17 protein-coding genes are annotated in these 24,198 nt (G+C 69.1%); 12 read left to right on the forward strand and 5 right to left on the reverse strand.

Annotated elements, in window-relative coordinates:
* Positions 1-72: 72 nt before the first annotated feature.
* The 3 genes from ACLBV5_RS08735 to ACLBV5_RS08745 all read left to right on the forward strand — a co-directional run bounded on the left by ACLBV5_RS08735 (position 73) and on the right by ACLBV5_RS08745 (position 5,081).
* Positions 73-1,683, forward strand: a complete 1,611-nt coding sequence (locus ACLBV5_RS08735; protein ID WP_025976483.1) for a YifB family Mg chelatase-like AAA ATPase — start codon at positions 73-75, stop codon at positions 1,681-1,683.
* A gap of 72 nt (positions 1,684-1,755) precedes the next feature.
* Positions 1,756-3,288, forward strand: coding sequence for a response regulator (locus tag ACLBV5_RS08740; protein WP_134581988.1), 1,533 nt, complete (start codon positions 1,756-1,758; stop codon positions 3,286-3,288).
* 53 nt (positions 3,289-3,341) lie between these two features.
* Entirely contained in the window at positions 3,342-5,081 is a 1,740-nt protein-coding gene (locus ACLBV5_RS08745) for an AmpG family muropeptide MFS transporter (RefSeq protein ID WP_025976485.1), read from the forward strand.
* Positions 5,082-5,137: 56 nt separating this feature from the next.
* Here the strand turns inward: ACLBV5_RS08745 and ACLBV5_RS08750 are convergent, their stop codons facing one another.
* Together ACLBV5_RS08750 and dapF are read right to left on the reverse strand one after the other, a co-directional pair.
* Positions 5,138-7,417, reverse strand: a complete 2,280-nt coding sequence (locus tag ACLBV5_RS08750) for an NADP-dependent malic enzyme (RefSeq protein WP_447605421.1) — start codon at positions 7,415-7,417, stop codon at positions 5,138-5,140.
* An 87-nt stretch (positions 7,418-7,504) separates the two neighbouring features.
* A complete protein-coding gene (gene dapF, locus ACLBV5_RS08755; RefSeq protein ID WP_447605422.1) occupies positions 7,505-8,407 on the reverse strand; it encodes a diaminopimelate epimerase in 903 nt (300 codons plus the stop codon).
* A 49-nt stretch (positions 8,408-8,456) separates the two neighbouring features.
* Between dapF and ACLBV5_RS08760 the strand changes: the two genes are divergently transcribed.
* From ACLBV5_RS08760 to ACLBV5_RS08790, 7 genes are all read left to right on the forward strand, one after another.
* Positions 8,457-9,260, forward strand: coding sequence for a potassium channel family protein (locus tag ACLBV5_RS08760; RefSeq protein WP_134581991.1), 804 nt, complete (start codon positions 8,457-8,459; stop codon positions 9,258-9,260).
* Between the two features lie 110 nt (positions 9,261-9,370).
* Positions 9,371-11,542, forward strand: coding sequence for a prolyl oligopeptidase family serine peptidase (locus tag ACLBV5_RS08765; protein WP_447605423.1), 2,172 nt, complete (start codon positions 9,371-9,373; stop codon positions 11,540-11,542).
* A 181-nt stretch (positions 11,543-11,723) separates the two neighbouring features.
* On the forward strand, positions 11,724-13,886 hold the full coding sequence (locus ACLBV5_RS08770) for a prolyl oligopeptidase family serine peptidase (RefSeq protein ID WP_447605481.1): 2,163 nt from the start codon (positions 11,724-11,726) through the stop codon (positions 13,884-13,886).
* 183 nt (positions 13,887-14,069) lie between these two features.
* Positions 14,070-14,822, forward strand: coding sequence for a DUF1223 domain-containing protein (locus tag ACLBV5_RS08775; RefSeq protein WP_025976491.1), 753 nt, complete (start codon positions 14,070-14,072; stop codon positions 14,820-14,822).
* A 75-nt stretch (positions 14,823-14,897) separates the two neighbouring features.
* Positions 14,898-16,862, forward strand: coding sequence for a potassium transporter Kup (locus ACLBV5_RS08780; RefSeq protein ID WP_025976492.1), 1,965 nt, complete (start codon positions 14,898-14,900; stop codon positions 16,860-16,862).
* Positions 16,859-18,256 (forward strand): RsmB/NOP family class I SAM-dependent RNA methyltransferase, encoded by a 1,398-nt coding sequence (locus tag ACLBV5_RS08785; protein WP_447605424.1) that lies wholly within the window; start codon positions 16,859-16,861, stop codon positions 18,254-18,256. The genes ACLBV5_RS08780 and ACLBV5_RS08785 overlap by 4 nt, the downstream gene beginning before the upstream one ends.
* 5 nt (positions 18,257-18,261) lie before the next feature.
* Entirely contained in the window at positions 18,262-19,029 is a 768-nt protein-coding gene (locus ACLBV5_RS08790; protein WP_392354694.1) for a class I SAM-dependent methyltransferase, read from the forward strand.
* Positions 19,030-19,067: 38 nt separating this feature from the next.
* Here ACLBV5_RS08790 and ACLBV5_RS08795 read toward each other — a convergent pair whose 3' ends face one another.
* On the reverse strand, positions 19,068-19,478 hold the full coding sequence (locus ACLBV5_RS08795) for a metallopeptidase family protein (RefSeq protein ID WP_447605425.1): 411 nt from the start codon (positions 19,476-19,478) through the stop codon (positions 19,068-19,070).
* Between the two features lie 145 nt (positions 19,479-19,623).
* Between ACLBV5_RS08795 and ACLBV5_RS08800 the strand changes: the two genes are divergently transcribed.
* Positions 19,624-21,948, forward strand: a complete 2,325-nt coding sequence (locus ACLBV5_RS08800; protein ID WP_447605426.1) for an ATP-binding protein — start codon at positions 19,624-19,626, stop codon at positions 21,946-21,948.
* 54 nt (positions 21,949-22,002) lie between these two features.
* Positions 22,003-22,857: an HAD family hydrolase gene (locus ACLBV5_RS08805; RefSeq protein ID WP_447605427.1), complete on the forward strand. Its 855-nt coding sequence runs from the start codon at positions 22,003-22,005 to the stop codon at positions 22,855-22,857.
* Between the two features lie 159 nt (positions 22,858-23,016).
* On the opposite strand, the gene ACLBV5_RS08810 is transcribed toward ACLBV5_RS08805, so the two are convergent.
* Both ACLBV5_RS08810 and ACLBV5_RS08815 read right to left on the reverse strand, forming a co-directional pair.
* Entirely contained in the window at positions 23,017-23,808 is a 792-nt protein-coding gene (locus ACLBV5_RS08810; protein ID WP_447605428.1) for a kinase, read from the reverse strand.
* 1 nt (position 23,809) lies between these two features.
* Complete coding sequence (locus ACLBV5_RS08815; RefSeq protein ID WP_024354432.1) at positions 23,810-24,130, reverse strand: 2Fe-2S iron-sulfur cluster-binding protein; 321 nt, start codon at positions 24,128-24,130, stop codon at positions 23,810-23,812.
* Between the last annotated feature and the right edge of the window lie 68 nt (positions 24,131-24,198).

Below are 24,198 nucleotides of genomic sequence, written 5' to 3' on the forward strand. Positions count from 1 at the left end.
GCCTGATCGAACGGCGCTCTTGCAGTTTACTTGAGTTCGTGATTTGTTCTCTTTACCGAGGGAGAGAACACGATGGCGGCTCGAGTGGTGACGGTGGCGTTCGACGGCGTCGATGCGCGCCGGGTCGACGTTGAAGTGCAGCAGGTCGGCTCGCCCGCCGGGGCCTTCGCCATTGTCGGCCTGCCGGACAAAGCGGTGGCCGAAAGCCGCGAACGGGTGCGCGGCGCCTTCGCCGGCATCGGCCTGGCGCTGCCCGCCAAGAAGGTGATCGCCAATCTGGCCCCGGCCGACCTGCCCAAGGAGGGTAGCCATTTCGATCTGCCGATCGCCCTGGCCGTGCTGGCTTCGATGGGCGTGATCGGGCCGGACGCGCTGGACGGCTGGGCGGCGGTCGGAGAACTGGGGCTGGACGGCCAGATCGCAGGCGTCGGCGGGACCCTACCTGCGGCCATGGCGGTGAACGCCATGGGGCTGGGCCTGATCTGCCCGGAGGCGAACGGGCCGGAGGCGGCCTGGGCGGGAGATGTGCGGCTGCTGGCGCCGCGTTCCCTGATCGGCCTGATCAATCATTTTCGCGGGACCCAGGTGCTGCGCCCGCCCCAGCCGGGGCCGGTGGTGGAGGGGGGCGCCGTGCCCGACCTGCGCGAGGTCAAGGGGCAGGAGGGCGCCAAACGGGCGCTGGAGATCGCCGCCGCGGGGGGCCACAACCTGCTGTTCGTCGGCCCGCCGGGTTCGGGCAAGTCGATGATGGCGGCGCGTCTGCCGGGCCTGCTGCCGCCGCTGACGCCGCTGGAGCGGCTGGAGACCTCGATGGTCTGGTCGGTGGCGGGCCTGATCGAGCGCGGGGCGCTGACGCGGGAACGACCGTTCCGCGCGCCGCATCACTCGGCCTCGATGGCCGCCCTGACCGGGGGCGGACATAAGGCCAAGCCGGGCGAGGCGTCGCTGGCGCACAACGGCGTGCTGTTCCTCGATGAACTGCCGGAATATTCGGCCCAGGCGCTCGACAGCCTGCGTCAACCGCTGGAGACCGGCGAGATCGTGGTGGCGCGGGCCAACGCCCATGTGCGCTATCCCGCGCGCTTCCAGCTGGTGGCGGCGATGAACCCTTGCCGCTGCGGCGTGGGCGGACCGGGCAGGGGCGCCTGCGGCAAGGCTCCGCGCTGTCAAAGGGACTATCAGAACCGTATTTCCGGCCCGATGTTCGACCGCATCGACCTGACGGTCGAGACGCCGCCGGTCACGGCCGCCGACATGATCCTGCCGCCTCCGGCCGAAGGCACGGCCGAAGCCGCCGCCCGGGTCTTCGCCGCCATGCAGATGCAGGAGGCCCGTCAGGCCGAGGCCGGGTTGACGGGGATGCAGGCCCTCAACGCCCGGGCGTCGGGCGAGGCGCTGGAACGGTTCGCCGCCCCGGACCAGGCTGGTCGCGCCCTGCTGATGAAGGCGGGGGAGGCGGGCGGGCTCACCGCGCGGGGCTGGACCCGCACCCTGCGTCTGGCGCGCACCATCGCCGACCTGGACGGGGCGGACGGGGTGCTGCGCCGCCATGTGGCCGAGGCCCTGATGTACCGACGCAGCACGGTCGGCGCTCATGAGGATTTCGACCGTCAGGTCAGCCGACGCGGCTTGTTTCCCGTGAAGGAGGGCGCAGACGGGCCGAGGCCGTTCGTGTTGAATTAACCCCGGGAGGCCTAGCGTGGCCTTATGGGACAGACCCGCCGCAAACCGTCGCAGAACGCGCTTCTTCCAGCCATGTCCGGCTTGGGAGCGGGGCCGTCCGACGCGCCTGCGGACGGCGCTTCGCCCGAACAGCAGTTCCTGCGGCTGATGAGCCATGAGATGCGCACGCCTCTGAACGGGGTGATCGGCATGCTCGGCCTGTTGTCGCGCACGCGGCTGGACGGGGCGCAGCGCGCCTATGCCGAGGCGGCGCAGAAGTCGGCCGAACATCTGTTGGGCCTGGTCAACGACCTGTTGGATTACGCCCGGCTGGAGGCCGAGGCGCTGGAGTTCGATCCGGCGCCGGTCGACCTGGAAGGCCTGGTGCGGGGCGTGGCCGAACTGCTCAGTCCGCGCGCCCACGACAAGGGGCTGGAGATCGTCTGGTCGGTGGCCGCCGACGCGCCCGACATCGTCGCCGACGAGGGCCGTCTGCGGCAGATCCTGTTCAACCTGGCTGGAAACGCCGTCAAGTTCACCGACCGGGGCGGCGTGCGTCTGGCGGTCGAAGCGGTGGGCGAACCGCGGGACGGCGCGCCCGTGCGGCTGGCCTTCATCGTCGACGACACCGGACCGGGCGTGCCGCAAGAGGCGCGCAGCCGCATCTTCGAAGAGTTCGGCCACGCCGACGCCTCGGACGCCGCCCGCTTCGACGGCGCGGGCCTGGGCCTGGCGGTGGTGCGGCGCCTGGCCCGCGCCATGGACGGAGCCGTCGTGGTCGAGGACCGCCCCGAAGGCGCCGGCGCCCGGTTCCGTTTCGAAGCCGCCTTCCCGCTCGCGCCCGGCGCCACGCCGCGCGCGCGGCCGCTGGCCAAGCTGGCGGTGGCGATCCGCACGCCCGATCCCTTCGTGCGACGCGCGGCGGCCGACCAGATCGAGGCCTCCGGCGGGCGGGTGGCGCGTCAGGCGCAGGTGACTCTGGTGGATCATGCCGGCGCCGACGTAGGGGCGCTGGCGGCCAAGCCGGTTCAGGGCCAGTCCATCATCCTGCTTCGCCCGAACGAGCGGGATCTGATCAGCCGCTACCGAGCAGCCGGCTTCTGCGGCTATCTGATCAAGCCCTTGCGCCGGGCCTCGCTGTCCGAGCAGGTGTTGGGGGCGCTGGCGCCGCGCCGGGGCGTCGCGGCGCCGCCGGTTCGATCCGGCGACGACGACCGGGTCGCCCATGTCGCCTTCAAGGGCGTGCGGGTCCTGCTGGTCGAGGACAATCCGGTCGGCGCCCTTCTGGCCAGGACCCTGTTGCGTCGCGAGGGCTGCGTCGTTCAGACAGCCGCCGATGGGCATGAGGCGCTGGAGGCGATGAAGGCGGCGCGCTTCGATCTGGTCTTCATGGACATGCGGATGCCGCGTCTGGACGGGCCCGGCGCGACGCGCGCCCTGCGCGCGCGCGGCGACCAGACGCCGATCATCGCCCTGACCGCCAACGCCTTCGCCGAGGACCGCGCCGCCTGTCTGGCGGCGGGCATGGACGACCACCTGTCCAAGCCGCTGGAGGCGGACGCTCTGCGAAGCGCGCTGGCCCGCTGGACGAACGGGGCCAACCGCGCCAAGGTCGCGGCTTCCTGATCTGCCAGTAGTTCGTCGTCCGTATCGCCCGGCGGCGCCCGCCGGAGCCACGTATGATTGATACCAAGACGCCCAACGCGCCTGCCGGACGTTTCGGGGGGCTGGCCGTCTATGGCGAGCGGCGGCCGATGGCCATGCTGCTGCTGGGGTTCGCGGCGGGCCTGCCGAATTTGCTGATCTACGACACCCTGTCGGCCTGGCTGCGCGACGCGGGCGTGACGCTGGAGATGATCGGCTTCTTCGCCCTGGCCACCCTGACCTATGCGTTGAAGTTCGTCTGGGCGCCGCTGCTTGACCGCACCAATATTCCCGGCCTGACGCGCTGGCTGGGGCATCGGCGCTCGTGGATGCTGGCGACCCAGGTGGTGATCATCGCCGGCCTGTGGCTGATCTCGGGCTCCAATCCGCAGACGTCCTTGGGCGCCGTGGCCGCCTTCGCCGTGATGGTCGGCTTCTTCGGCGCGACCCAGGACATCGCCATCGACGCCTGGCGTATTGAGGCGGTGGACGACAGCCGTCAGGGCGCGATGGCGGCGGCCTACCAGCTCGGCTATCGCGTCGCTCAGATCGTCGCCGGCTTCGTGCCTCTGGCGCTGGCGCAGTTCTACAACTGGAACCTGTCCTACGCGATCATGGCCGCCCTGATGGGCGTCGGCGTGATGGGCGTCCTGCTGGCGCCGCGCGAGAAGCAGCACGTCGTGCGCGCCATTCCCGTCTCCGACATTCCGTCCCGTCCCGTGGCCGAGAAGATCGAATGGGTGGTGCGCCTCGGCCTGATCTTCGTCGCGGCGGTGCTGATCGGCACAGGACTGACCGACAAGATCGACGCCTTCGCCTGGGCCTTCGGCGCGGTCCTGCCCGAAGCGGTTCTGGCCGTGCTGAGCGCGGGGCTGGCTGAAAGCGGGGGCGGCGGGGTGTTGATCCAGTTCGCCTGGATCGTGCTGGGCTTCGGCCTGCTGTTCTTCGCCTGCGCGCCGGTGCCGGGCTGGCGCAGTCGTCCGGGCGCCTATCTGGCGGGGTCGTTCGGTGCGCCGTTGAAGGATTTCTTCGTCCGCTTCGGCAAGCTGGCCGGGCCGATCCTGGCGCTGATCTGCCTCTATCGCCTGGCGGATTTCGTGCTGAACATCATGAACCCCTTCTACATCGACCTGGGGTTCAGCCTGATCGAGATCGGCGAGGTGCGAAAGCTGTTCGGCGTCGTCGCCATGTCGCTGGGCGTCTTCATCGGCGGGTGGTCCGTCGCCCGCTTCGGCTTGATCCGGACCATGGTGGTCGGGGCCTTCATGAGCCCGGTGTCGAACCTGGTCTTCGCCTGGCTGGCGACCCAGGGGCATGATCTGACCGCCCTGTTCGTCTCCATCGGCGTGGATAACCTCGCCACCGGCTACGCCGGGACGGCGCTGATCGCCTATATGTCCAGCCTGACGTCGATCGGCTTCACCGCGACCCAATACGCCCTGTTCAGCTCGCTGTACGCCCTGCCGGGCAAGCTGATCGCGTCCCAGTCCGGCAAGATTGTCGAGGCCTCGGCGCGGGCGGCCGACGCCGGGGGGCCGTTGGGGGCGCTGAAGGGCCTGTTTCACGCCCTGCCGCCGGAATCTCTGGTCGCAGGCGCGGCCAAGAGCGGGGTGTCTCCGGCTGGCCTGGGGGCGGGCTATGTCACCTTCTTCCTGTATTCGACGGTCATCGGCGTGTTCGCCATTTTGCTGGCCTTCTACGTCGCGCCGCGTCATGCGCGCCTGATCGCCGAGCAGAAGAAGGCGGCCGCCCCAGAAGAAGCGCCCGGCGCCTGAAACGCAAAGAGGCGGCCCGAAGGCCGCCTCTGAACGGTGTCGCGATGGCGAGGGGGTCAGTCCTCGATCTCCACCCCTTCGGCATAGGCGGCGAAGGTGGCGGCGGTCATGATCTCGCCGACCGAGGCGCCCAGGGGCACGATCTGCACCGACTTCTCTAGACCCACCAGCAGCGGGCCGATCACCGTGGCGCCGCCCAGGGCCTGAACCAGGCGGGTCGAGATGGCGGCCGAGTGGATAGCCGGCATGACCAGGACGTTGGCGTCGCCGGTCAGACGCATGAAGGGATAGTTGGTCCGCGCTTCGGAGTTCAGCGCCAAGGCCGGGGGCATCTCGCCCTCATATTCGAAATCGACGCCCATGCCGTCCAGGATGCGGATGGCCTCGCGCACCTTTTCGCCACGCGCGCCCGGCGGGTCGCCGAAGGTCGAATAGCTGAGGAACGCGACGCGCGGCTTGCGGCCCAGGGTCTTGACCGTGGCGGCGGCCTTGACGGCGATCTCGGCCAGTTCGGCGGCGTCGGGCAGTTCGTGGATCGAGGTGTCGGCCACGAACAGGGTGCGCCCCTTGGCCAGCAGGATCGACAGGCCGATCATCCGGTCCTTGACGTCCAGGACGCGGCGGACCTCTTTCAGGGCCATGTTGAAATTGCGGGTCACGCCGGTGACCATGCAGTCCGCTTCGCCGCGCGCGACCATGGCGGCGGCGAAATAGTTGCGGTCCTGATTGATCATGCGCTGGACGTCGCGGCGCAGATAGCCGCGGCGTTGCAGGCGGGCGTAGAGCCAGTCGACGTAATCGGTGTTCCGCTCGGAAATCCGGGCGTTCATGATCTCAATGCCCAACTCATCGAAGCTCAGACCGGCCTCGGCGGCGTTCTGACGGATCAGTTCCTCGCGGCCGACCAGGATGGGCGTGCCCAGCTCGGCCTGTTTGAAGGCCCAGGCGGCGCGGATGACTGATTGCTCCTCGCCCTCGGCGAAGACAACCCGCTGCTTCGGACCCGAGCGCACGCTGGCCTGGATCTTCTGCATCAGGGCGGCCGACGGATCGACCCGCTGGCGCAGGCTGATGCGATAGGCGTCCATGTCCTCGATCGGCTTGCGCGCGACGCCGGTGTCCATCGCCGTCTGGGCGATGAAAGGCGGGATGTACCAGATCAGGCGCGGATCGAACGGCGTCGGGATGATGTATTCCGGACCGAACTTCAGCTTGCGGCCGCGATAGGCGGCGGCGACCTCGTCCGGCACGTCTTCGCGCGCCAGCGCCGCCAGGGCGTGGGCGCAGGCGATCTTCATCTCGTGGTTGATCTGCCGCGCGCGCACGTCCAGCGCACCCCGGAACAGATAGGGGAAGGCCAGGACGTTGTTGATCTGGTTGACGTAGTCCGAACGGCCCGTCGCCATGATGGCGTCCGAACGCACGGACTTGACGTCTTCGGGCGTGATTTCGGGGTCGGGGTTGGCCATGGCGAAGATGATCGGATTGGGCGCCATGGAGGCGACCATCTCCTTGGTGATAGCGCCCTTGGCCGACAGGCCCAGCACCACGTCGGCGCCGACCATGGCCTCGGCCAGGGTGCGGTGCGGCGTGTCGGTGGCGTGCGCCGCCTGCCATTGGGAGACGTTGTCCCGGCCCTTGTAGATCACGCCCTGACGATCGCAGATGACGGTGTTCTCAGCCTTGACCCCGGCGGCCTTCATCAGGGCGATGGAGGACAGGCCCGCTGCGCCGGCGCCGGACAGGACGACTTTCACGTCTTCCAGCTTCTTGCCGACGATGTGGCAGGCGTTGATCAGGCCGGCGGTCGAGATGATGGCGGTGCCGTGCTGGTCGTCGTGGAAGACGGGGATGTCCAGCAGGTCCTGCAGCTGGGCTTCGATCTCAAAGCACTCGGGGGACTTGATGTCCTCCAGGTTGATGCCGCCCCAGGTGTCGCCGATGTTCTTGACCACGGTGACGAACTCGTCCGGGTCGGTGGTCTTCACCTCGACGTCGAAGCTGTCGACATCGGCGAAGCGCTTGAACAGGACCGACTTGCCTTCCATCACCGGCTTGGAGGCCATGTGGCCCAGGTTGCCCAGGCCCAGGATGGCGGTGCCGTTCGAGATGACCGCGACCAGATTGCCCTTGGCGGTGTAGTCGTAGGCCTTATCCGCATCGGCGGCGATGGCCAGGACCGGCACGGCCACGCCCGGCGAATAGGCCAGCGACAGGTCGCGCTGGGTCGCCATCGGCTTGGTCGGGGCCATGGAGATCTTGCCCGGGATCGGATCGCTGTGGAACTCCAGAGCGTCGTCGTCTGAGAAGGTCTGTTTGTCGGTCAATTCGGGCATTTTAATCTCGGCAAGGGCAGGCGCGTCTCGTTCCTAGAGGGTGGGGCCGTCGCCGACAACCGCTGACGCTGGGTCAAGACGCAATGGTCAGGCTTCGGGCAGGAAACCGGCGCCTTCGACCTGGACCGGGCCGGTCATGAAGACGTGGTTCGTAGCCTGGTCCCATTCGATGGTCAGCTGGCCGCCATCGACCGTCACCACGGCCTTTCGCCCGGTCAGGCCGCGCCGCGCGGCGGCCACCAGGGCGGCGCAGGCGCCGGTGCCGCAGGCCAGGGTCAGGCCCGCCCCGCGCTCCCAGACCCGCAACCGAATGTGATCGGGCGACAGGACGTGGGCGAAGCCGACGTTGACCCCTTCAGGGAACAGCGGGTGGCGCTCGACCAGCGAGCCAGAGCCGCGCACGAAGGCGTCGTCCTGGCGATCGGTGAAGAAGACGACGTGGGGATTGCCCATCGAAACGGCGCCGGGGGTGTGCAGTACGGGCGCGTCGATCGGTCCGACCTGAAGCTCGATGCCGCGCGTGTCCATCTCTTCGGACAGGGGCACCTGCTCCCACTCCAGACGCGGCGCGCCCATATCCACCGTGACTTGATGCTGGGCCGCGGTCGTCGACCCTGCGGGATCTCCCGACCCGACGCGGCCTGGAAGAGAGGATGCGGCGCGGCGCGCGGTGGTCGGGCCGCTCAGGGTGTCGATCACCACCTCTTCCTTGTCGGTCGCCTCCAGCATCAGCCAGCCGACGCAGCGCAGGGCGTTCCCGCAGGTTTCCACCATCGAGCCGTCGGCGTTCCATACCCGCATGAAGGCGTCGGCCGTCTCAGACGGTTCGACGCCGATCAGCTGGTCGAAGCCGCCCAGACCCGCCGCCGGGGCGGCCAGGGCGCGCACCTGGTCCCCCGTCGGGTGGAAGGGTTGCTCGAAGGCCTGGACGACGATGAAGGCGTTTCCGGCGCCGTTCATGCGGATGTAGGGGCGGGCGGGTTCACTCATGTTGCTCTTCATATAGGATTTTGCGCCGGTTCATGTATCGCTGGCGACGATGACTTCCGATCAGAGCCAAACCGCCAGACCCGACGGCCTGAGACTGAGGGCGCGCCTGCGTTACCTCTATCACGGCGCCCAGCCGGCGGCGGTGAAGTTCCGCCTGATGGTCATTCTGGTCGATCTGATCATCATCGGCTTCTTTCTGGCCGCGCCGATCCTGAAGGAGGCGGGCTGGGTCTTCTATGTCGCCGACTATTTCATCGCCGCCATCCTGGGGCTGGACCTGGCGGCGCGGGCCTATGCCTATTCCGATGTCCGCGACTGGTTGAAGAAGCCCATCGTCTGGGTCGACCTGTTCGTCCTGGCGACCCTGCTGTTTCCGGCCTGGCTGGCCAACTTCGGCTTCCTGCGGCTGCTGCGGTTCTGGAGCCTGCTGAACAGCGACCTGTTCTGGCGCACCATCGGCCGCCGGTTCGACGACACCCGGGTCGAGGAGATCACCCGCGCCCTGGCCGCCCTGATCACCTTCGTCTTCGTGACGACCGGCTTCGTCTACGCCTATTTCCGGGGCAAGGCCGAGCATATCAACGGCTATCTGGACGCGCTCTACTTCACCGTCGCCACCCTGACGACGACGGGGTTTGGCGACATCACCCTGCCGGGCAACTGGGGCCGGGTCATCTCCATCGTCGTCATGCTGGTGGGCATCACCCTGTTCATCCGCCTGGCCCAGACCCTGATCCGGCCGCACAAGGTGAAGTTTCCCTGTCCGACCTGCGGCCTGCAGAAGCATGATCCGGACGCCGTCCACTGCAAGGCCTGCGGCCAGATCCTGTGCATCCCCGACGACGGCGACTGAGCGCGATCCAGCGGCCGAAGATTACGCGCCGGTAATATGACTGACGCTTGCCCCTCGCCGTCGGCGTCGCCAAGGTGCCCGGCGAAACATTCGTCCGTTGGGGGACACCCATGATCATCCGCACCCTGGCGTCCGTCGCCGTCCTTTCCCTTGCCGCCGGAGCCGCACCTGTCGCCATGGCCCAAGCTTCCGTTTCCACCAGTGTCGTCTCTACCGCGCCGGGCTTCGCGACCAGCGACGCGACCGACCCCTATCTGTGGCTGGAGGAGGTCGAGGGCGACCGCGCCATGGAGTGGGTCAAGGCGCACAACGAGACCTCTCTGGGCGTGCTGCAGGGCGATCCGCGCTATGAGGGCCTGCACCAGCAGGCGCTGGACCTGGTGCAGTCGCGCGACCGCATCCCCTCGCCCGGCTTCACCCACGACGGCCACGTCGACAACTTCTGGCAGGACGCCGAGCATGTGCGCGGCATCTGGCGCCGCACGACGCTGGACTCCTACCGCACCGACGCGCCGCAGTGGGAGACCATCCTGGACATCGACACCCTGTCGGCGGCCGAGGGCGCCAACTGGGTCTATAAGGGCGCGACCTGTCTGCCGCCTGAAGAGCGCTACTGCCTGATCTCCCTGTCGAACGGCGGCAAGGATGCGGTCACCCTGCGCGAGTTCGACAGCGTGACGCGCACCTTCGTTGAGGGCGGCTTCAGCCTGCCGGAATCCAAGGGCGGCGCCAGCTGGATCGACAAGGACACCCTGCTGATCTCGCGCGACTTCGGCGAGGGCTCGCTGACGGACTCCGGCTATCCGCGCACCGTGCGCGTGATGAAGCGCGGCCAGACGATCGATCAGGCGGTCGAGGTCTTCGCCGGCCAGAAGACCGACGTCTCGGTGTCCGGCTACACCCTGCGCGACGCTGACGGCGTGGTGCAGGCGGTGCTGCTGAACCGGGGGATCAACTTCTATGAGAGCGAGACCTGGCGCCTGAACGCCGACGGCTCGACGACGAAGCTGGAGCTGCCGCTCAAGTCCAACATCAACGCCCTGGTCGCCGGACAGCTGGTGGTGACGACGGATCAGGACTGGACCGCGCCGTCGGGTCAGGAATTCAAGACCGGCGACGTCATCGCCTGGGACCTGCAGGCGTGGCTGGCCGATCCGAAGGCGACCGCCCGTCTGGTCATCCGCCCCGGCGAGCGCGAGGCGGTCGAGGGGATCAACGCCACCCGCAACAAGCTGGTCGTGGCGCTTTATGAAAACGTGCGCGGCTCGGTCTATGTCTACGATCCGGCCGACTGGAGCCGCTCGCGTCTGGACCTGCCGCAGAACGTCTCGGTCGGCGTCGGCTCGGCCTCGGAGCAGGACGACAAGATCTTCGTCAGCGTCACCGGCTATCTGAACCCGTCCAGCCTCTATTTGGCCGATGCGGCGACCGGGGCCGTCGATCTGACCAAGGCCCTGCCGGACAAGTTCGACGCCAGCGGCATGCGCGTGGATCAGTTCGAGGCCCGTTCGACCGACGGGACGATGATCCCCTATTTCGTCGTCCATAAGGACGCGATGGCGCTGGACGGGTCGAACCCGACGCTGCTGTACGGCTACGGCGGCTTCCAGTCGTCGCTGCTGCCCGGCTATTCGCCGACGGTCGGCAAGCTGTGGCTGGAGCGGGGCGGCGTCTACGTCATCGCCAATACGCGCGGCGGCGGCGAGTTCGGCCCGAAGTGGCACCAGGCGGCCCAGCAGGAAAACCGCCAGCGCGCGCATGAGGACTTCCAGGCCGTGGCCCAGGACCTGATCACGCGCGGGATCACCAGCCAGCCGCACCTGGGCGTCATGGGCGGCTCGCAGGGCGGGCTGTTCATGGGCGCCATGCTGACCCAGCGCCCGGACCTGATCAATGCGGCGGTCATCCAGGTGCCGCTGTTCGACATGCTGCGCTTCCACAAGCTGTTGGCGGGCGCCAGCTGGATCGGCGAATACGGCGACCCGGACATCCCGGAACAGCGCGCCTGGATCGAACAGTACTCGCCCTATCAGAAGCTGGTGGCGGGTCAGCCCTATCCGGAAGTCTTCATCCACACCTCGACCAAGGACGACCGCGTCCACCCCGGCCACGCCCGCAAGGCGGCGGCGCGGATGGAGGCGCTGGGCTATCCGGTGCTCTTCTATGAGAACACCGACGGCGGCCACGCGGCCGGCGCCAACCTGCGCGAGACGGCCCGCCGCATCGCGCTGGAATACACCTATCTGACCCGGCGGCTGATGGATCAGCCGGCGCAGCGATAAGACCATGCCCGCTCACCCTCGCGGAGGCGGGGACCCAGGCTTGAGCCCCGCGCTCGGCCTGGGCGCGGGCGAAAACTCTGAAGGCGGCTGATTGAGCCAAAGCACTGGGTCCCCGCCTCCGCGGGGATGAACGGAGAAGATTGTGAAAACCCTGTTCCTGTCCGTCGCCTTGCCGGCCTTGATGTTGGCCGCCGCGCCCGCTATGGCCGAGGGCGCCGTGTCCGATCCGACGGCCGCCTCGGCCGTGACCCCGCCGCCGCACTTCCCGCGCGACCTGTCGCCCGAAGGGGTCAAGGCCGCCGACGAGCATCTGGCGCTGGAAGAGGTGGACGGCGCCGAGGCCCGCGCCTTCGTCGCCGCCTCCAATGAAAAGGCCCTGGCCGCCCTGACCGGCGACCGCCGCTATGAGCCCTTTCGCCAGCAGGCCGAGGCCATCCTGACCGCCACCGACCGCATCCCCGGCGTCAACTTCCTGGGCGAAGGCCTCGGCAACTTCTGGCAGGACGCGGCCAATCCCAAGGGAGTCTGGCGCCGCACGACGCTGGCGTCCTATCGCACCGCCCAGCCGCAGTGGGAGACCCTGCTGGACATCGACGCCCTGGCCAAGGCCGAGGGCAAGGACTGGGTGTTCAAGGGCGCCAACTGCCTGGCGCCGGACGAGACCCGCTGCCTGGTCAATCTGTCCAACGGCGGCATGGACGCCGTGACGGTGCGCGAGTTCGACCTGACGACCAAGACCTTCGTGGACGGCGGCTTCGTCATCCCCGAAGGCAAGCACCGCATTTCCTGGCTGGACCGCGACACCCTGCTGATCGCCACCGACTTCGGCCCCGGCAGCCTGACGGAGTCGGGCTATCCCTTCATCATCAAGTCGCTGAAGCGCGGTCATCCGCTGGAACACGCGACCGAGGTCTATCGCGGCCAGCAGTCCGACGGCGGCTATGGCGTCAGCCCCCGGGTCTTCCGCGACAAGGCGGGCGCGGTCGAGGCGGTGCTGTTCAGCCGTCCGCTGGACACCTTCCGCTCGGAAACCTGGATGCTGGGCTCGGACGGCGAGCCGCATCAGCTGGCCCTGCCCGAGCGCGTGGGCGTTCAGGGCGTGCTGGACGGCAAGCTGGTCTTCTCGCCCGAGCAGCCCTGGAGCTTCGACGGCCACGACTACGCCTCCGGTTCGCTTCTGGCGCTGCCGTTGGGCGCGCTGGGCCAGCCGCGTCAGGACGTGCGCATCGACGCCAAGGCTGCGACCATCTTCGCGCCCGGCCCGCGCCAGTCGCTGCAGAACGTCAGCGTGTTCGAGAACAGCCTCGTCGCCGTGATCGCCGACAACGTCGTCGGCGCGCTGAAGCGCTTCACCCCGACCGCCGAGGGCTGGACCGCCACCGAGATCGCCGTGCCGGCCAACAGCGCCGTGGGCCTGGGCGACAGCTCCAAGGCCAAGGGGCAGGTCTTCGTCTCGACGCAGGGTTTCCTGACGCCGCCGACGCTCAGCCTGGCCGATGTCTCGACGGGCGCCCTGACCGAGCTGAAGTCGGCCCCGGCCAAGTTCGACGCCTCGACCCATGTGGTCGAGCAGTTCGAGGCGACCTCGACCGACGGGACGAAGATCCCCTACTTCGTCACCCGGCCGAAGAACCTGGCGATGGACGGGACCGGCCCGACCATCCTGTTCGGCTACGGCGGCTTCCAGGCCAGCTTCCCGCCCGCCTACAAGCCCGAGATGGGCAAGCTGTGGCTGGAGAACGGCGGCGTCTTCGTCCAGGCCAACATTCGCGGGGGCGGCGAGTTCGGGCCCGGCTGGCACCAGGCGGCCTTGCGCGAGAACCGCCAGCGCGCCTTCGACGACTTCGCCGCCGTGGCCCGCGATCTGGAGCAGCGCAAGATCACCAGCCCGCGCCATCTGGGCATCTACGGCCGCTCCAACGGCGGGGTTCTGACCTCAGTGTCGATCACCCAGCATCCGGAGCTGTTCAATGCGGCCGTCATCGAAAGCCCTCTGATCGACATGCTGCGCTATCAGGAACTGCCGGCGGGCGCGTCGTGGATGGGCGAGTACGGGGATCCGCGCATTCCGGGCGACGCCGAATTCATCGCCCGCTATTCGGCCTATCAGCAGCTGCGGCCGGAGGTGAAATACCCGCGCGTCTACATCACGACCAATACGCGCGACGACCGGGTCCACCCCGGCCACGCCCGCAAGTTCGCGGCGCGTCTGGGGGACCAGGGCCACGATCACCTCTATTTCGAGGACACGGCGGGCGGCCACTCCAACGACGCGGATCCGGTCGCCAACGCCCGCCGCTGGGCGCGCCACTATGTCTATCTGGCCCAACAGCTGATGGATTAATCTGTTCGCCGACACGTCATCCCGGCCGCAGCAGAGCGGAGCGCCGGGACCGCCGAAGACGCGACGTCGACGTTCCGGGCGGTCCCGGATAGCGGCTGCGCCGCTTCCGGGATGACGTTTCCTCTTTTTCCGCTCACGCATTTATGAGCGGCGTTCTCGGGCCGAAGGGATAGGATCGCGCCCATGATGGCACGGGGCCTGTTCAGGTACGGGATGACGGCGGTGGTCGCGGGCGCAGGCCTGCTGGCCGTCGCCGCCGCGCCGTCGCGCGAGCGCGACGCCCCGGTCCAGCCGGTGGTGGTCGAACTGTTCACCGCCCAGGGCTGCGCGGGCTGCCCCGACGCCAACCGCACCGTCGAAAGCGTGGCGGCCGAGCCGGGCGTGATCGTCCTGACCTATGGCGTCGACTACTGGGACTATCTGGGCTGGCCCGACACCTTCGCCCGGCCCGAGTTCGCCGAACGCCAGCGCGCCTATCGTCAGGCGCTGAAGCTTAGAAACGTCTCGACGCCCCAGGTGGTGATCGACGGGCGCCGTCATGTATCGGGCGCCCGCTCGCCGGAGCTGAAGGCCGCCGTCGAGGCCGAGGCGCGCGGTCGCGGCTGGCCGCCCGAGATCGAGTTCCGCGAGACCGGCGACCGCGTCGGCGTCGGCTCCGGCCGGGCGCCGCAGGGCGGGGCCGAGGTCGTCGCCGTGGTCTATCGGCCGGGGCAGCAGACGGTCGAGGTCAAGGGCGGCGACAACCGGGGCCGCGCGGTGACCCACGTCAATGTCGTGCGCGAGGTGCGCCGTCTGGGCGACTGGAACGGACGCCCGGTGCTGTTTCCGCTGCCTGTCGAGGCGGGGGCGGACGAGGGTGTGGTGATCCTGCTTCAGGCCAAGGACGACCGTCGCATCCTGTCCTCGGCGGCGCGGCCGGAACCTGGGCGCGATTGAAGCGCTGACGGAAAAGGTCTAAAGGCCCGCGGCTCTTGATGGGCACGCCTCCTCGCGCGACCCGGAGAACAATGCATGGTCGGGGACACGCCCCGCGGCGACGCCGCGCCTAACGCCAACGCCTCATCCCCCGCCCACGCCCCGCCTCCCGCCGCCGGGGGTTCGCCGGGCCCTGGGGGCAAGGCCGGCCGCCGCGCCCTGATCCTGGGCGCCATCGGCGTGGTGTTCGGCGACATCGGCACCAGCCCGATCTACGCCCTGCGCGAAGCCATCGGCCACGCCCAGAAGGGCGTCGACGGCGATCTGGCCGTCATCGGCGTCGTCTCCCTGGCCTTTTGGGCCCTGATGGTGGTGGTGACGTTCAAATACGTCATGTTCCTGATGCGGGCCGACAACAAGGGCGAAGGCGGCACCCTGTCCCTGATGGCCCTGGCCCAGCACGCGATCGGCCGACGCAGCGCCTGGCTGTTCATCCTGGGCGTCTGCGGCGCGGCTCTGTTCTACAGCGACGGCGTCATCACCCCGGCCATTTCCGTGCTGTCGGCCATCGAGGGCCTGCAGGAGGCGCCGGGCCTGAATGGACGCCTCGATCCCTTCATCCTGCCGTTGGCGGCGGGCATTCTCATCGCCCTGTTCCTGGTCCAGTCGCGCGGCACGGCGGGGCTGGCGAAGTTCTTCGGCCCCATCACCCTGGTGTGGTTTCTGTCGCTGGGCCTGATGGGCGTGGCGCACATCTTCGATGACCTGTCGATCCTGAAGGCCCTGTCGCCCTATTACGGGATCAAGCTGCTGGTCGCCGACGGCTTCCTCGGCTTCGTCATCCTGGGCAGCGTCTTTCTGGCCGTCACCGGCGCCGAGGCGCTTTATGCGGACATGGGCCATTTCGGCAAGTCGCCGATCCGCCAGGGGTGGCTGTTTATCGTTCTGCCGTGTCTGACGCTGAACTATCTGGGGCAGGGCGCCTTCCTGCTGTCCCACCCCGGCGCGGCGAACAACCCGTTCTGGAACATGGTGCCGCAGCTGGTCTACTGGCCCATGCTGTTGCTGGCGACGGCGGCTACGGTGATCGCCAGTCAGGCGGTCATCACCGGCGCCTTCTCGGTGACGCAGCAGGCGGTGCAGCTGGGCCTGCTGCCGCGCCTGGACATCCGCAACACCTCCGAGACCCAGGCCGGCCAGATCTATGTGCCCGCGATCAACAGCCTGCTGATGGTGGGCGTGCTGTTCGTGCTGGTGACCTTCCAGTCCTCGCACAATCTGACGGCCGCCTATGGGGTGGCGGTGACCGGCACCATGATGGTCAACACCCTGATGTCCTTCACCGTCGTGCGGCATAAGTGGAAGTGGCCGATGTGGGCCATCCTGCTGACCCTGGTGCCGTTCGGCTTCATCGACGCGGTCTTCTTGACCTCGAACCTGCTGAAGATCCCGGCCGGGGCGTGGATGCCGCTGGTGCTGGGCGGCGGTCTGGTCATGCTCATGTGGACCTGGGTGCGCGGCACGCAGATCCTGACCGACAAGACGCGCAAGGACAGCCTGCCGCTGACCGATCTGATCGAGATGCTGCGCGCCCGCCCGCCGCACCGCGCGCCGGGCACGGCCATCTTCTTGACCTCGGACGCCGAGGTCGCGCCTGTGGCCCTGATGCACAACCTCAAGCACAACAAGGTGCTGCACGAGAAGAACATCATCCTGACGGTGCACACGTCCGACCGACCGCGCGTGTCGGACCTGCAAAGGGTGGCGGTCGAGCCGATCAGCGATGATTTCAAACGCCTGACGCTGACCTTCGGCTATATGGAGACGCCGAACGTGCCGCGCGCCCTGGCCCTGTGCCGCAAACAGGGGCTGAAGTTCGATATCATGTCGACCAGCTTCTTCCTGGGCCGCCGGTCCGTCGTTCCCACCGCCCGTCAGGGCATGCCTCTGTGGCAGGACAAACTGTTTATCTTCCTGATGCGTAACGCCGCCAATCCGACCGACTTCTTCCGTATTCCGCCCGGCCGCGTGGTCGAGCTTGGCACCCAGGTGTCGGTGTGAGCGGGGACGCGCCCAAGGGCCGGAGCTCCGCCGCGCGCGGCCGCCGCATCGCCGAAAAGGCGCGCGGCCCGCGTCGTGAACCGGCGCCGCGCCCGGTCGCGGACGACCCGCACGCCGACGTCGGCGTCGAGGCGCGTCTGGTCGCCGGCGTCCTGTTGAACGCCGCGCTGGAGAAGCGCACGGGGCTGGACGAGGCCCTGTCGCAGTCGCCCGCGCGCGATCTGCCGCCGCAGGACCGCGCCTTCGCCCGCGCCGTAGCGATGGCGGCCCTGCGCCGCCTGGGCGAGATCGACCAGATCCTTGAGCGCCGTCTCCAAAAGGCCCCGCCGCTGGCGGTCATGACGATCCTGCGCATCGCCCTGGCCCAGACCCTGGTGCTGGAGACGCCCGCCTTCGCGGCCGTGTCGACGGCGGTGAAGCTGGCCGAGCGCGATCCCAAGACGCGGCCCTACAAGAATCTGGTCAACGCCGTGCTGCGCGGCGTCGGCCGCGACGGTCCGGGCCTGACGACCGCTGAGTCCAACCTGCCCGACTGGCTGGCCCAGCGCTGGAAGGCGACCTATGGCCAAGCGTCCCTGATCGGCCTGGCCCTGGCTACGCGGGAAGAGCCGGCGACCGACCTGACGGCCAAGCCGGGCGTCGACCCGGCCGAACTGGCGGCCTCTGTCGAGGGCGAGGTGCTGCCCGGCGGCACGGTCCGCACCGGCAAGCGCGGCGATGTCGCGTCCTGGCCCGGTTTCGAGGCGGGCGACTGGTGGGTGCAGGATGCCGCCGCCGCCGTGCCCGCGCGTCTGCTGGCCGTCAAGCCGGGCGAGACGTCGCTGGACCTGTGCGCCGCGCCGGGCGGCAAGACGCTGCAACTGGCCGCCGCCGGGGCCGAAGTCGTGGCGCTGGACCGTTCCGAGGCGCGTCTGAAACGTTTGCGCCAGAATTTCGAGCGCATGAACCTCACGGCCGAGGTCGTCGCCGTCCCGGCCGAGGACTGGGAGGACGAGCGGACGTTCGACGCCGTGCTGCTGGACGCGCCGTGCACGGCGACCGGCACCTATCGCCGCAACCCTGAGGTCCTGCGCGCCACCCGCCCCGCCGACGTGGCCAAGCTGGCCGATGTGCAGCATCGACTGCTGGACGCGGCCGCCGAGAAGGTGAAGCCGGGCGGCCGTCTGGTCTATTGCGTCTGCTCGCTGGAGCGCGAAGAGGGCGAGACTCAGGTCATCGCCTTCCTGCGCCGCAACCCGGCCTTCCGCACCGTCGCCGCCGTTCCCGCCGAGGTCGGCGCCCCGGACGAGGCCCTGACGCCCGAAGGCTGGCTGCGCATCCTGCCGTCGCAATGGGCGGAAAAGGGCGGGCTGGACGGCTTCTTCGCGGCCAAGCTGGAGCGGATCGCAGGCTGAGGTCGATGGCGGACGTCCTGAGCAATCGCTACGCCGGTCTGGCCGCCCGGGTCTATGAACTGGACAAGCCGGTCGGCCGATCTTTCGGCGATGTGGAGTTCTACGCCGCGCGGCTGAAAGGATGCGAGGGACCCGTGCTGGAGCCCGCCGTCGGGGCGGGCCGCGTGCTGGTTCCCCTGCTGGAAGCCGGGTTGGACGTCGTCGGCTTTGACGCTTCCGAAGCCATGCTGGAGCTGTGCCGGGCGGCGTGCGCCAGACGCGGCCTGAAGGCGGACCTGTCCGTCGCCCGTTTTGACGACTTCGCCTATGCGACGCGGTTCGGCGCCGCCATCCTGCCTGCCGGATCGTTCCAGTTGATCGCCACGGCGCAGGAAGGTCTGGCGGTGCTGAAGCGTCTTCACGATCATCTGGCGCCGGGCGGGCGTCTGATCCTCGACCTTGATCCGATCAGCGCCGTCCTGGCGCCGCCGGGGTCGACCCGGCGGTGGACCGACAGGAACGGCGACGTTTTGACCCTGACCGAAGAGCGCGTCGATTCCGATCTGCTGAACCAGACGGTCGTCTCGCATCTGCGCTATGATCAATGGTCGGATGGTCGTCTGACTGCGTCGGAGCTGGAGCTGTTCGGCCTGCGCTGGTGGGGCGTCGAGGAAATGCGGCTGGCTTTGGCTGCGACGGGGTTCGTCGGCATTATCATCTCGGGCGGTTACGAGCATGGACGGCCGCCCCGTCGCGATGACGACGTCATCACCTTCGAAGCCCGCCGCGCCTAGCTCAGCCGCCGCTCTGCATCAGCGGTCCCGCCCCCGCCTCAGTCATCATCATCTTCGATGGCGTGGATCTGATCGTCGTCCAGGCCCAGGTGGTGGCCGATCTCGTGGATCAGGACGTGGGCGATGATCTCGGCCAGGCCGACGTCGCCGCGTTCGCACCATTCATCGAGGATCGGCCGGCGATACAGGAAGACGCGCGACGGCTCGGGCGCCGGGCCCATGCTGTCCCGCTCACCGATGTGGACGCCGGAATAAAGGCCGGTCAGTTCGAACGGGTCCTCGATCTCCAGGTCGCGCAGGGTTTCTTCGTCGGCGAAGTCGTCGATGCGGATGACGATGTCCCCGGCCGCCTGGCGGAACAGGTCGGGCAGGGCGGCGAAGGCCTCTTCGGCCAGGCGGGCGAAGTCGTCCAGGGAGGGGGCGGTCTGATCGGTCCAGGTCTGGCTCATGGCTTAGGATATCGCCCGGCGCGGCCGGTCCCGCAATCGGCGGCGACGCCGCATCGCAAATCGCGCAATCAGGTTATGGTAAACGCGAATCGGTCGGCGCGCTGACGCTCGGCGGCCGCCGCAGCGACGCATCATCCGGGGACCTATGGCCGAGGCCGACATCGCTTATGCAGCCACCGCAGGGGCGGCCGGTCTGGCGCTGGCGATCAGCGCCTGGACCTGGCGGTTGCGCGCGCGGCTGGGGGCGCGCGAGGTCGAGATCGAGCGCTGGCTGGGCGGCGCCCAGGCCTCGGCGGCGGCCAGCGAAGGGGCCCTGACGGCGTTCGACGACGTGCGGCTGGCCCTGAGCCCGCAGGGCGAGGCGCAGGCGGTGTTCGGCTCGGCCGAGGCCCTGTCGGCGCTGGCGCCCAGCCTTGAGGGGCTGGCGGCGGCGCAAGGCGTGGTCGATGTCCTGACCGGGCTGCACACCGGGCGCATGGAGGCGCTGGTTCAGGCCGGAGAGGCGTTCGAGACGCTGATGGAGACGCCGCAGGGCGCCTGGGCGGTCGAGGGGCGGCCGCATGGCGGGGCGGCCTGGCTGCGGCTGTCGCGTCTGGCCGGGGTCGGCGGCGAGGGCGCGCTAGACGGCGGCGCGGGCGCGGGGGTTCTGGCCGAACAGTCTCCGGCGCCGACCTGGGTCGTGGATGGGGCCGGGCGGCTGGTCTGGGCCAACAGCGCCTGGCTGATCGAGACTGGCGCCGAGACCCTGGCCGAGGCGCGCGAGCGGGGGCTCAGTTTCGACCGGGGCGCCGACGGGGTGGTGGCTGAGGCCCTGCGTCTGAATGCGCGCCAGGACGGCTTCCGCTGGACCACGGCGGGCGGACGGCGCCGGGCGTGGAAGATCCTGGCCGAGCCGCTGGCGGGCGGGCGCGGCGCCGTGATCGCTTTCGCCATCGAGATGACCGAGGCCGAGGAGACGCGGGACACCCTGCGCCGCCACGTCGAAGCCCATGACGAGACGCTGAACCACCTGGCCGACGCCGTGGCCATCTTCGGCCCGTCCAAGCGGCTGGCCTTCCACAACACCGCCTTCCAGTCGCTGTTCGGGGTCGACCCGGCGTGGCTGGACGAGCGGCCGACCCACGCCGAGCTGCTGGACCGGCTGCGCCAGAAGCGGCTGCTGCCCGAGGTCGTCGACTACGCCCGTTGGAAGGCGGATGAGCTGGATTTCTACGGCGCCGCCCAGGCCTCGCCGGACGACAGCTGGTCGCTGCCGGACGGGCGGACGCTGCGGGTGGTGCGCCAGCCGCACCCGCTGGGCGGCATCCTGCTGATCTTCTCGGACATCACCGGCGAGCTGCAGCTGCGCAGCCGCTACAACGCCCAGATCCAGGTCCAGCGCGCGACGCTGGATAAGCTGAACGACGCCGTGGCCGTGTTCGGTTCGGACGGGCGGCTGCGGCTGCACAACGAGGCGTTCGAGACCTTCTGGGGGGTGTCGGGCGAACGGCTGAACGAGGCGGGCGACTTCGACGCCGTGGCCGCTCTGTGCCGCCCGGTCCTGCCCGACGCGGCCCTGTGGCTGGGGCTGAAGGCGCGGGTCGCCGACCCGGATCCCGAAAGCCGGGTGCCGATCGCCGGCGAGGGGCGCACCGAGGACGGCCGCAGCGCCGCCTGGCAGACCCGTCCCCTGCCGGACGGCGCGACCCTGGTCGCCTTCTCGGACGTGACGGCCCGGCGCGGGCTGGAGCAGGCGCTGGCGGCCAAGGAAGCCGCTCTGGCCGAGAGCCAGGCGCTGAAACGCGAGTTCGTGGGCAGCGTTTCCTATGAGCTGCGCACCCCGCTGACGACCATCGTCGGCTATTCCGAACTGTTGGAGGCGATGGGCGACCTGCCCGAGCGCAGCCGCCAGCACGCCGGGGCCATCCGCGTGGCGGCCAGCCATCTGGCCCGCTCCATCGACGACGTGCTGGACATGGCCCAGATCGACGCGGGCGAGATGGAGCTGACGCTGGGCGACGTGCGGGTCTGCGACCTGCTGGACGAGGCGGCCGAGCGGATCCGGCCCAAGGTCGAGGGCCGCGGGGCGACGCTGAATCTGGCCTGCCCGGCGGGGCTTCAGCCGATCCGCGCCGACGCCCGCCGCATCGCCCAGGCGGTCGATCACCTGCTGGAGCACGCCTGCCGGGCGGTGTCCGAAGGCGGCGCCGTCAGCCTGAGCGCCGAGGCCGGACCGAACGAGGTGCGCATCCGCGTCGAGGACACCGGCCGGGGCATCCCCTATCACCTGCAGGCGCACGTCTTCGACCGCTTCGTGCGGCGCGAGCGCGGCGGGCCGGGCGTGGCCTTGGCTCTGGTCAAGGCCCTGGTCGAACTGCACGGCGGCTGGGCCGAGGTCCAGTCCGAACCGGGCAAGGGCGCGGCCTTCATCCTGCACCTGCCGATCGAGGCCGAGGCGCCGACGGCGGCGCCGGAGCTGCTGCTGGGCTGATATGGCCGCCCAGCCGTGCTAGAGGGCGTGTCCAAGCCTTCCCAGGACGCTTTCATGGCCGACACGCCCCGCCCCCTGCTCAAGACCGCCATCATCTATGATTTCGACGGGACGCTGGCCCGGGGGAACATGCAGGAGGTCAGCTTCATCCCCTCGATCGGAATGACGCCGGCCCAGTTTTGGAACGAGACCGTCCGTCCCCGGACCATCGCCGCCGACGGCGACGGCATCCTGATGTATATGCAGATGATGCTGCTGGCCGCGCGCGAGCAGGGGACGCCGGTGACGCGCCAGACGCTGCGCGATCACGGCCGTGACGTGGCGCTGTTTGAAGGGCTGCGCGACCGCAGCTGGTTCGACCGCATGAACGCCTTCGGGGCCCAGTACGGGCTGGAGATCGAGCACTACATCATCTCGGCGGGCCTGACCGAGATGATCGAGGGCTGTCCCATCGCCGAGGCCTTCACCCACGTGTTCGCTTCGAAATACGCCTATGACGCGGACGACGTGGCGGTGTGGCCCGCCGTGGGCGTCAACTACACGACCAAGACCCAGTATCTGTTCCGCATCAACAAGGGCGTGCACAACCACTGGGACGACGAGCGCATCAACCGCTTCATCCCCGACGAGGAGCGCCCCATTCCGTTCGACCGGATGATCTTCCTGGGCGACGGCGACACCGACGTGCCGACCATGAAGATGATGCACACCAAGGGCGGCTTCTCCATCGCCGTCTATGACCCCGACAGCACGCCGCGCGACCACGACAAGATCCATCGCCTGATCTCGGAGGACCGGGTCAACTTCGTCGCGGCGGGCGACTATCGCGAAGGCTCGCCGGTCGACCTGATCGTCAAGGGCCTGATCGGCCGCATGGCCGTCAACTACGGCCGCATGCCGGCGGATTGACTCTTTCCTTCTCCCCTTGTGGGAGAAGGTGGCAGGCGGAGCCTGACGGATGAGGGGTGTGAGCGCCCGGCCTGGAAGTTTGATCTTCTGCCGGGCTTCAACGGCCCGTCTAGGCGCCGACACCCCTCATCCGAGCGCCTCCGGCGCCCACCTTCTCCCTCAAGGGGAGAAGGGACGACGCTGCCTATCCAGCGTAACCGTCATATCCGCCCGCACCCCGCCGGCCAGCATATGACGGGTGATGCGCTCGAAATGCTGGATGAAGACGGCCAGTCCGGCGCGCCGTTCAGCTGGCAGCTCGGCCGGGGGCAGACCCATCAGACCGGCCTCCTGTTCGCAGCGCCAGTCCAGCACGGCATCGAAGGACGGCGCCTTCAGGAACAGCATGGCGTCGACCCCGGCGAAGGACTGGGCGTAGGGACCGGCGAGGGCGGCGTTGGCGGCGGTGCGCCATCGGCCCTGGACATCCTGCTCGGCCTCCAGAGCGTTGACCGGAAGGGTCAGATCCGTCCCCGCCTGCGGCATCGCGCCCAGACTCCAGCCGTCGATCAACACCGCCGACGGGCGGCCCGCAAACACGGGCCATGATGCTTCCGGCGCGCGATCATCGGCCAGCTTGTCGAAGGCGGGCAGCGGCGTGCGGCTGTCCGGCCCGGCGGCGCGCAGGGCGGCGACTGCGGCCTCCAGCAAGGCCAGGTCGTGCGTGCCGGGCGGGCCGCGCACGGCGAACAGCGGGTGGACGTCTCGGGCGAGGGCCTGGCGCTCCGTCTTCGTCAGATAGACGTCGTCCAGCGACAGGTGCGCGGCGCCCATCCGGTCGGCGGCAGCCCGCGCCAGTGTCGTTTTGCCGGAGCCCTGGGCCCCCGCGATCCCGATCAGAGGGATGTGGTCCGGCCGCGCGTGGGCCGCGACCAGAGACCCGACCGCGTCCAGCAGCCGGGCGTCGATCATGTCAGTGCTGGCTTTGCGGCAGGCGGACGATCAGGCCGTCCAGATCGTCGGTGACGCGGATCTGGCAGGACAGGCGGCTGTTCGGCTCCACGTTCTCGGCGAAGTCCAGCATGGACTCCTCCATCGCCGAGGGACGGCCCGTCTCGGCGGCGAAGTCGGGGTCGACATAGACATGGCAGGTGGCGCAGGCGCAGGCCCCGCCGCAATCGGCGTCGATGCCCGGCACATTGTTGCGGATTGCGCCTTCCATGACGGACAGGCCCTTCTTGACCTCGACCGTATGCTCGGTCCCGTCGTGCTCGATGTAGGTGATCTTGGGCATGGAAGCGGTCTTAACCCTGGATGCAGGCTTGGCAAGCCTCGGGACAAGGCGGTCAGTAAAAACCCCCG

It is taken from the genome of Brevundimonas sp. M1A4_2e, from assembly GCF_053345555.1.

Bases quoted from the DNA above. Each gene is read 5' to 3' on its own strand.
- ACLBV5_RS08800 (WP_447605426.1), top strand. From the start codon at position 19,624: ATGGCCGAGGCCGACATCGCTTATGCAGCCACCGCAGGGGCGGCCGGT.
- ACLBV5_RS08775 (WP_025976491.1), top strand. From the start codon at position 14,070: ATGATGGCACGGGGCCTGTTCAGGTACGGGATGACGGCGGTGGTCGCG.
- ACLBV5_RS08815 (WP_024354432.1), bottom strand. From the start codon at position 24,130: ATGCCCAAGATCACCTACATCGAGCACGACGGGACCGAGCATACGGTC.
- ACLBV5_RS08790 (WP_392354694.1), top strand. From the start codon at position 18,262: ATGGCGGACGTCCTGAGCAATCGCTACGCCGGTCTGGCCGCCCGGGTC.
- ACLBV5_RS08770 (WP_447605481.1), top strand. From the start codon at position 11,724: ATGTTGGCCGCCGCGCCCGCTATGGCCGAGGGCGCCGTGTCCGATCCG.
- ACLBV5_RS08735 (WP_025976483.1), top strand. From the start codon at position 73: ATGGCGGCTCGAGTGGTGACGGTGGCGTTCGACGGCGTCGATGCGCGC.
- ACLBV5_RS08750 (WP_447605421.1), bottom strand. From the start codon at position 7,417: ATGCCCGAATTGACCGACAAACAGACCTTCTCAGACGACGACGCTCTG.
- ACLBV5_RS08810 (WP_447605428.1), bottom strand. From the start codon at position 23,808: ATGATCGACGCCCGGCTGCTGGACGCGGTCGGGTCTCTGGTCGCGGCC.
- ACLBV5_RS08745 (WP_025976485.1), top strand. From the start codon at position 3,342: ATGATTGATACCAAGACGCCCAACGCGCCTGCCGGACGTTTCGGGGGG.
- ACLBV5_RS08805 (WP_447605427.1), top strand. From the start codon at position 22,003: ATGGCCGACACGCCCCGCCCCCTGCTCAAGACCGCCATCATCTATGAT.
- ACLBV5_RS08760 (WP_134581991.1), top strand. From the start codon at position 8,457: ATGACTTCCGATCAGAGCCAAACCGCCAGACCCGACGGCCTGAGACTG.
- ACLBV5_RS08765 (WP_447605423.1), top strand. From the start codon at position 9,371: ATGATCATCCGCACCCTGGCGTCCGTCGCCGTCCTTTCCCTTGCCGCC.
- dapF (WP_447605422.1), bottom strand. From the start codon at position 8,407: ATGAGTGAACCCGCCCGCCCCTACATCCGCATGAACGGCGCCGGAAAC.
- ACLBV5_RS08795 (WP_447605425.1), bottom strand. From the start codon at position 19,478: ATGAGCCAGACCTGGACCGATCAGACCGCCCCCTCCCTGGACGACTTC.
- ACLBV5_RS08780 (WP_025976492.1), top strand. From the start codon at position 14,898: ATGGTCGGGGACACGCCCCGCGGCGACGCCGCGCCTAACGCCAACGCC.
- ACLBV5_RS08740 (WP_134581988.1), top strand. From the start codon at position 1,756: ATGTCCGGCTTGGGAGCGGGGCCGTCCGACGCGCCTGCGGACGGCGCT.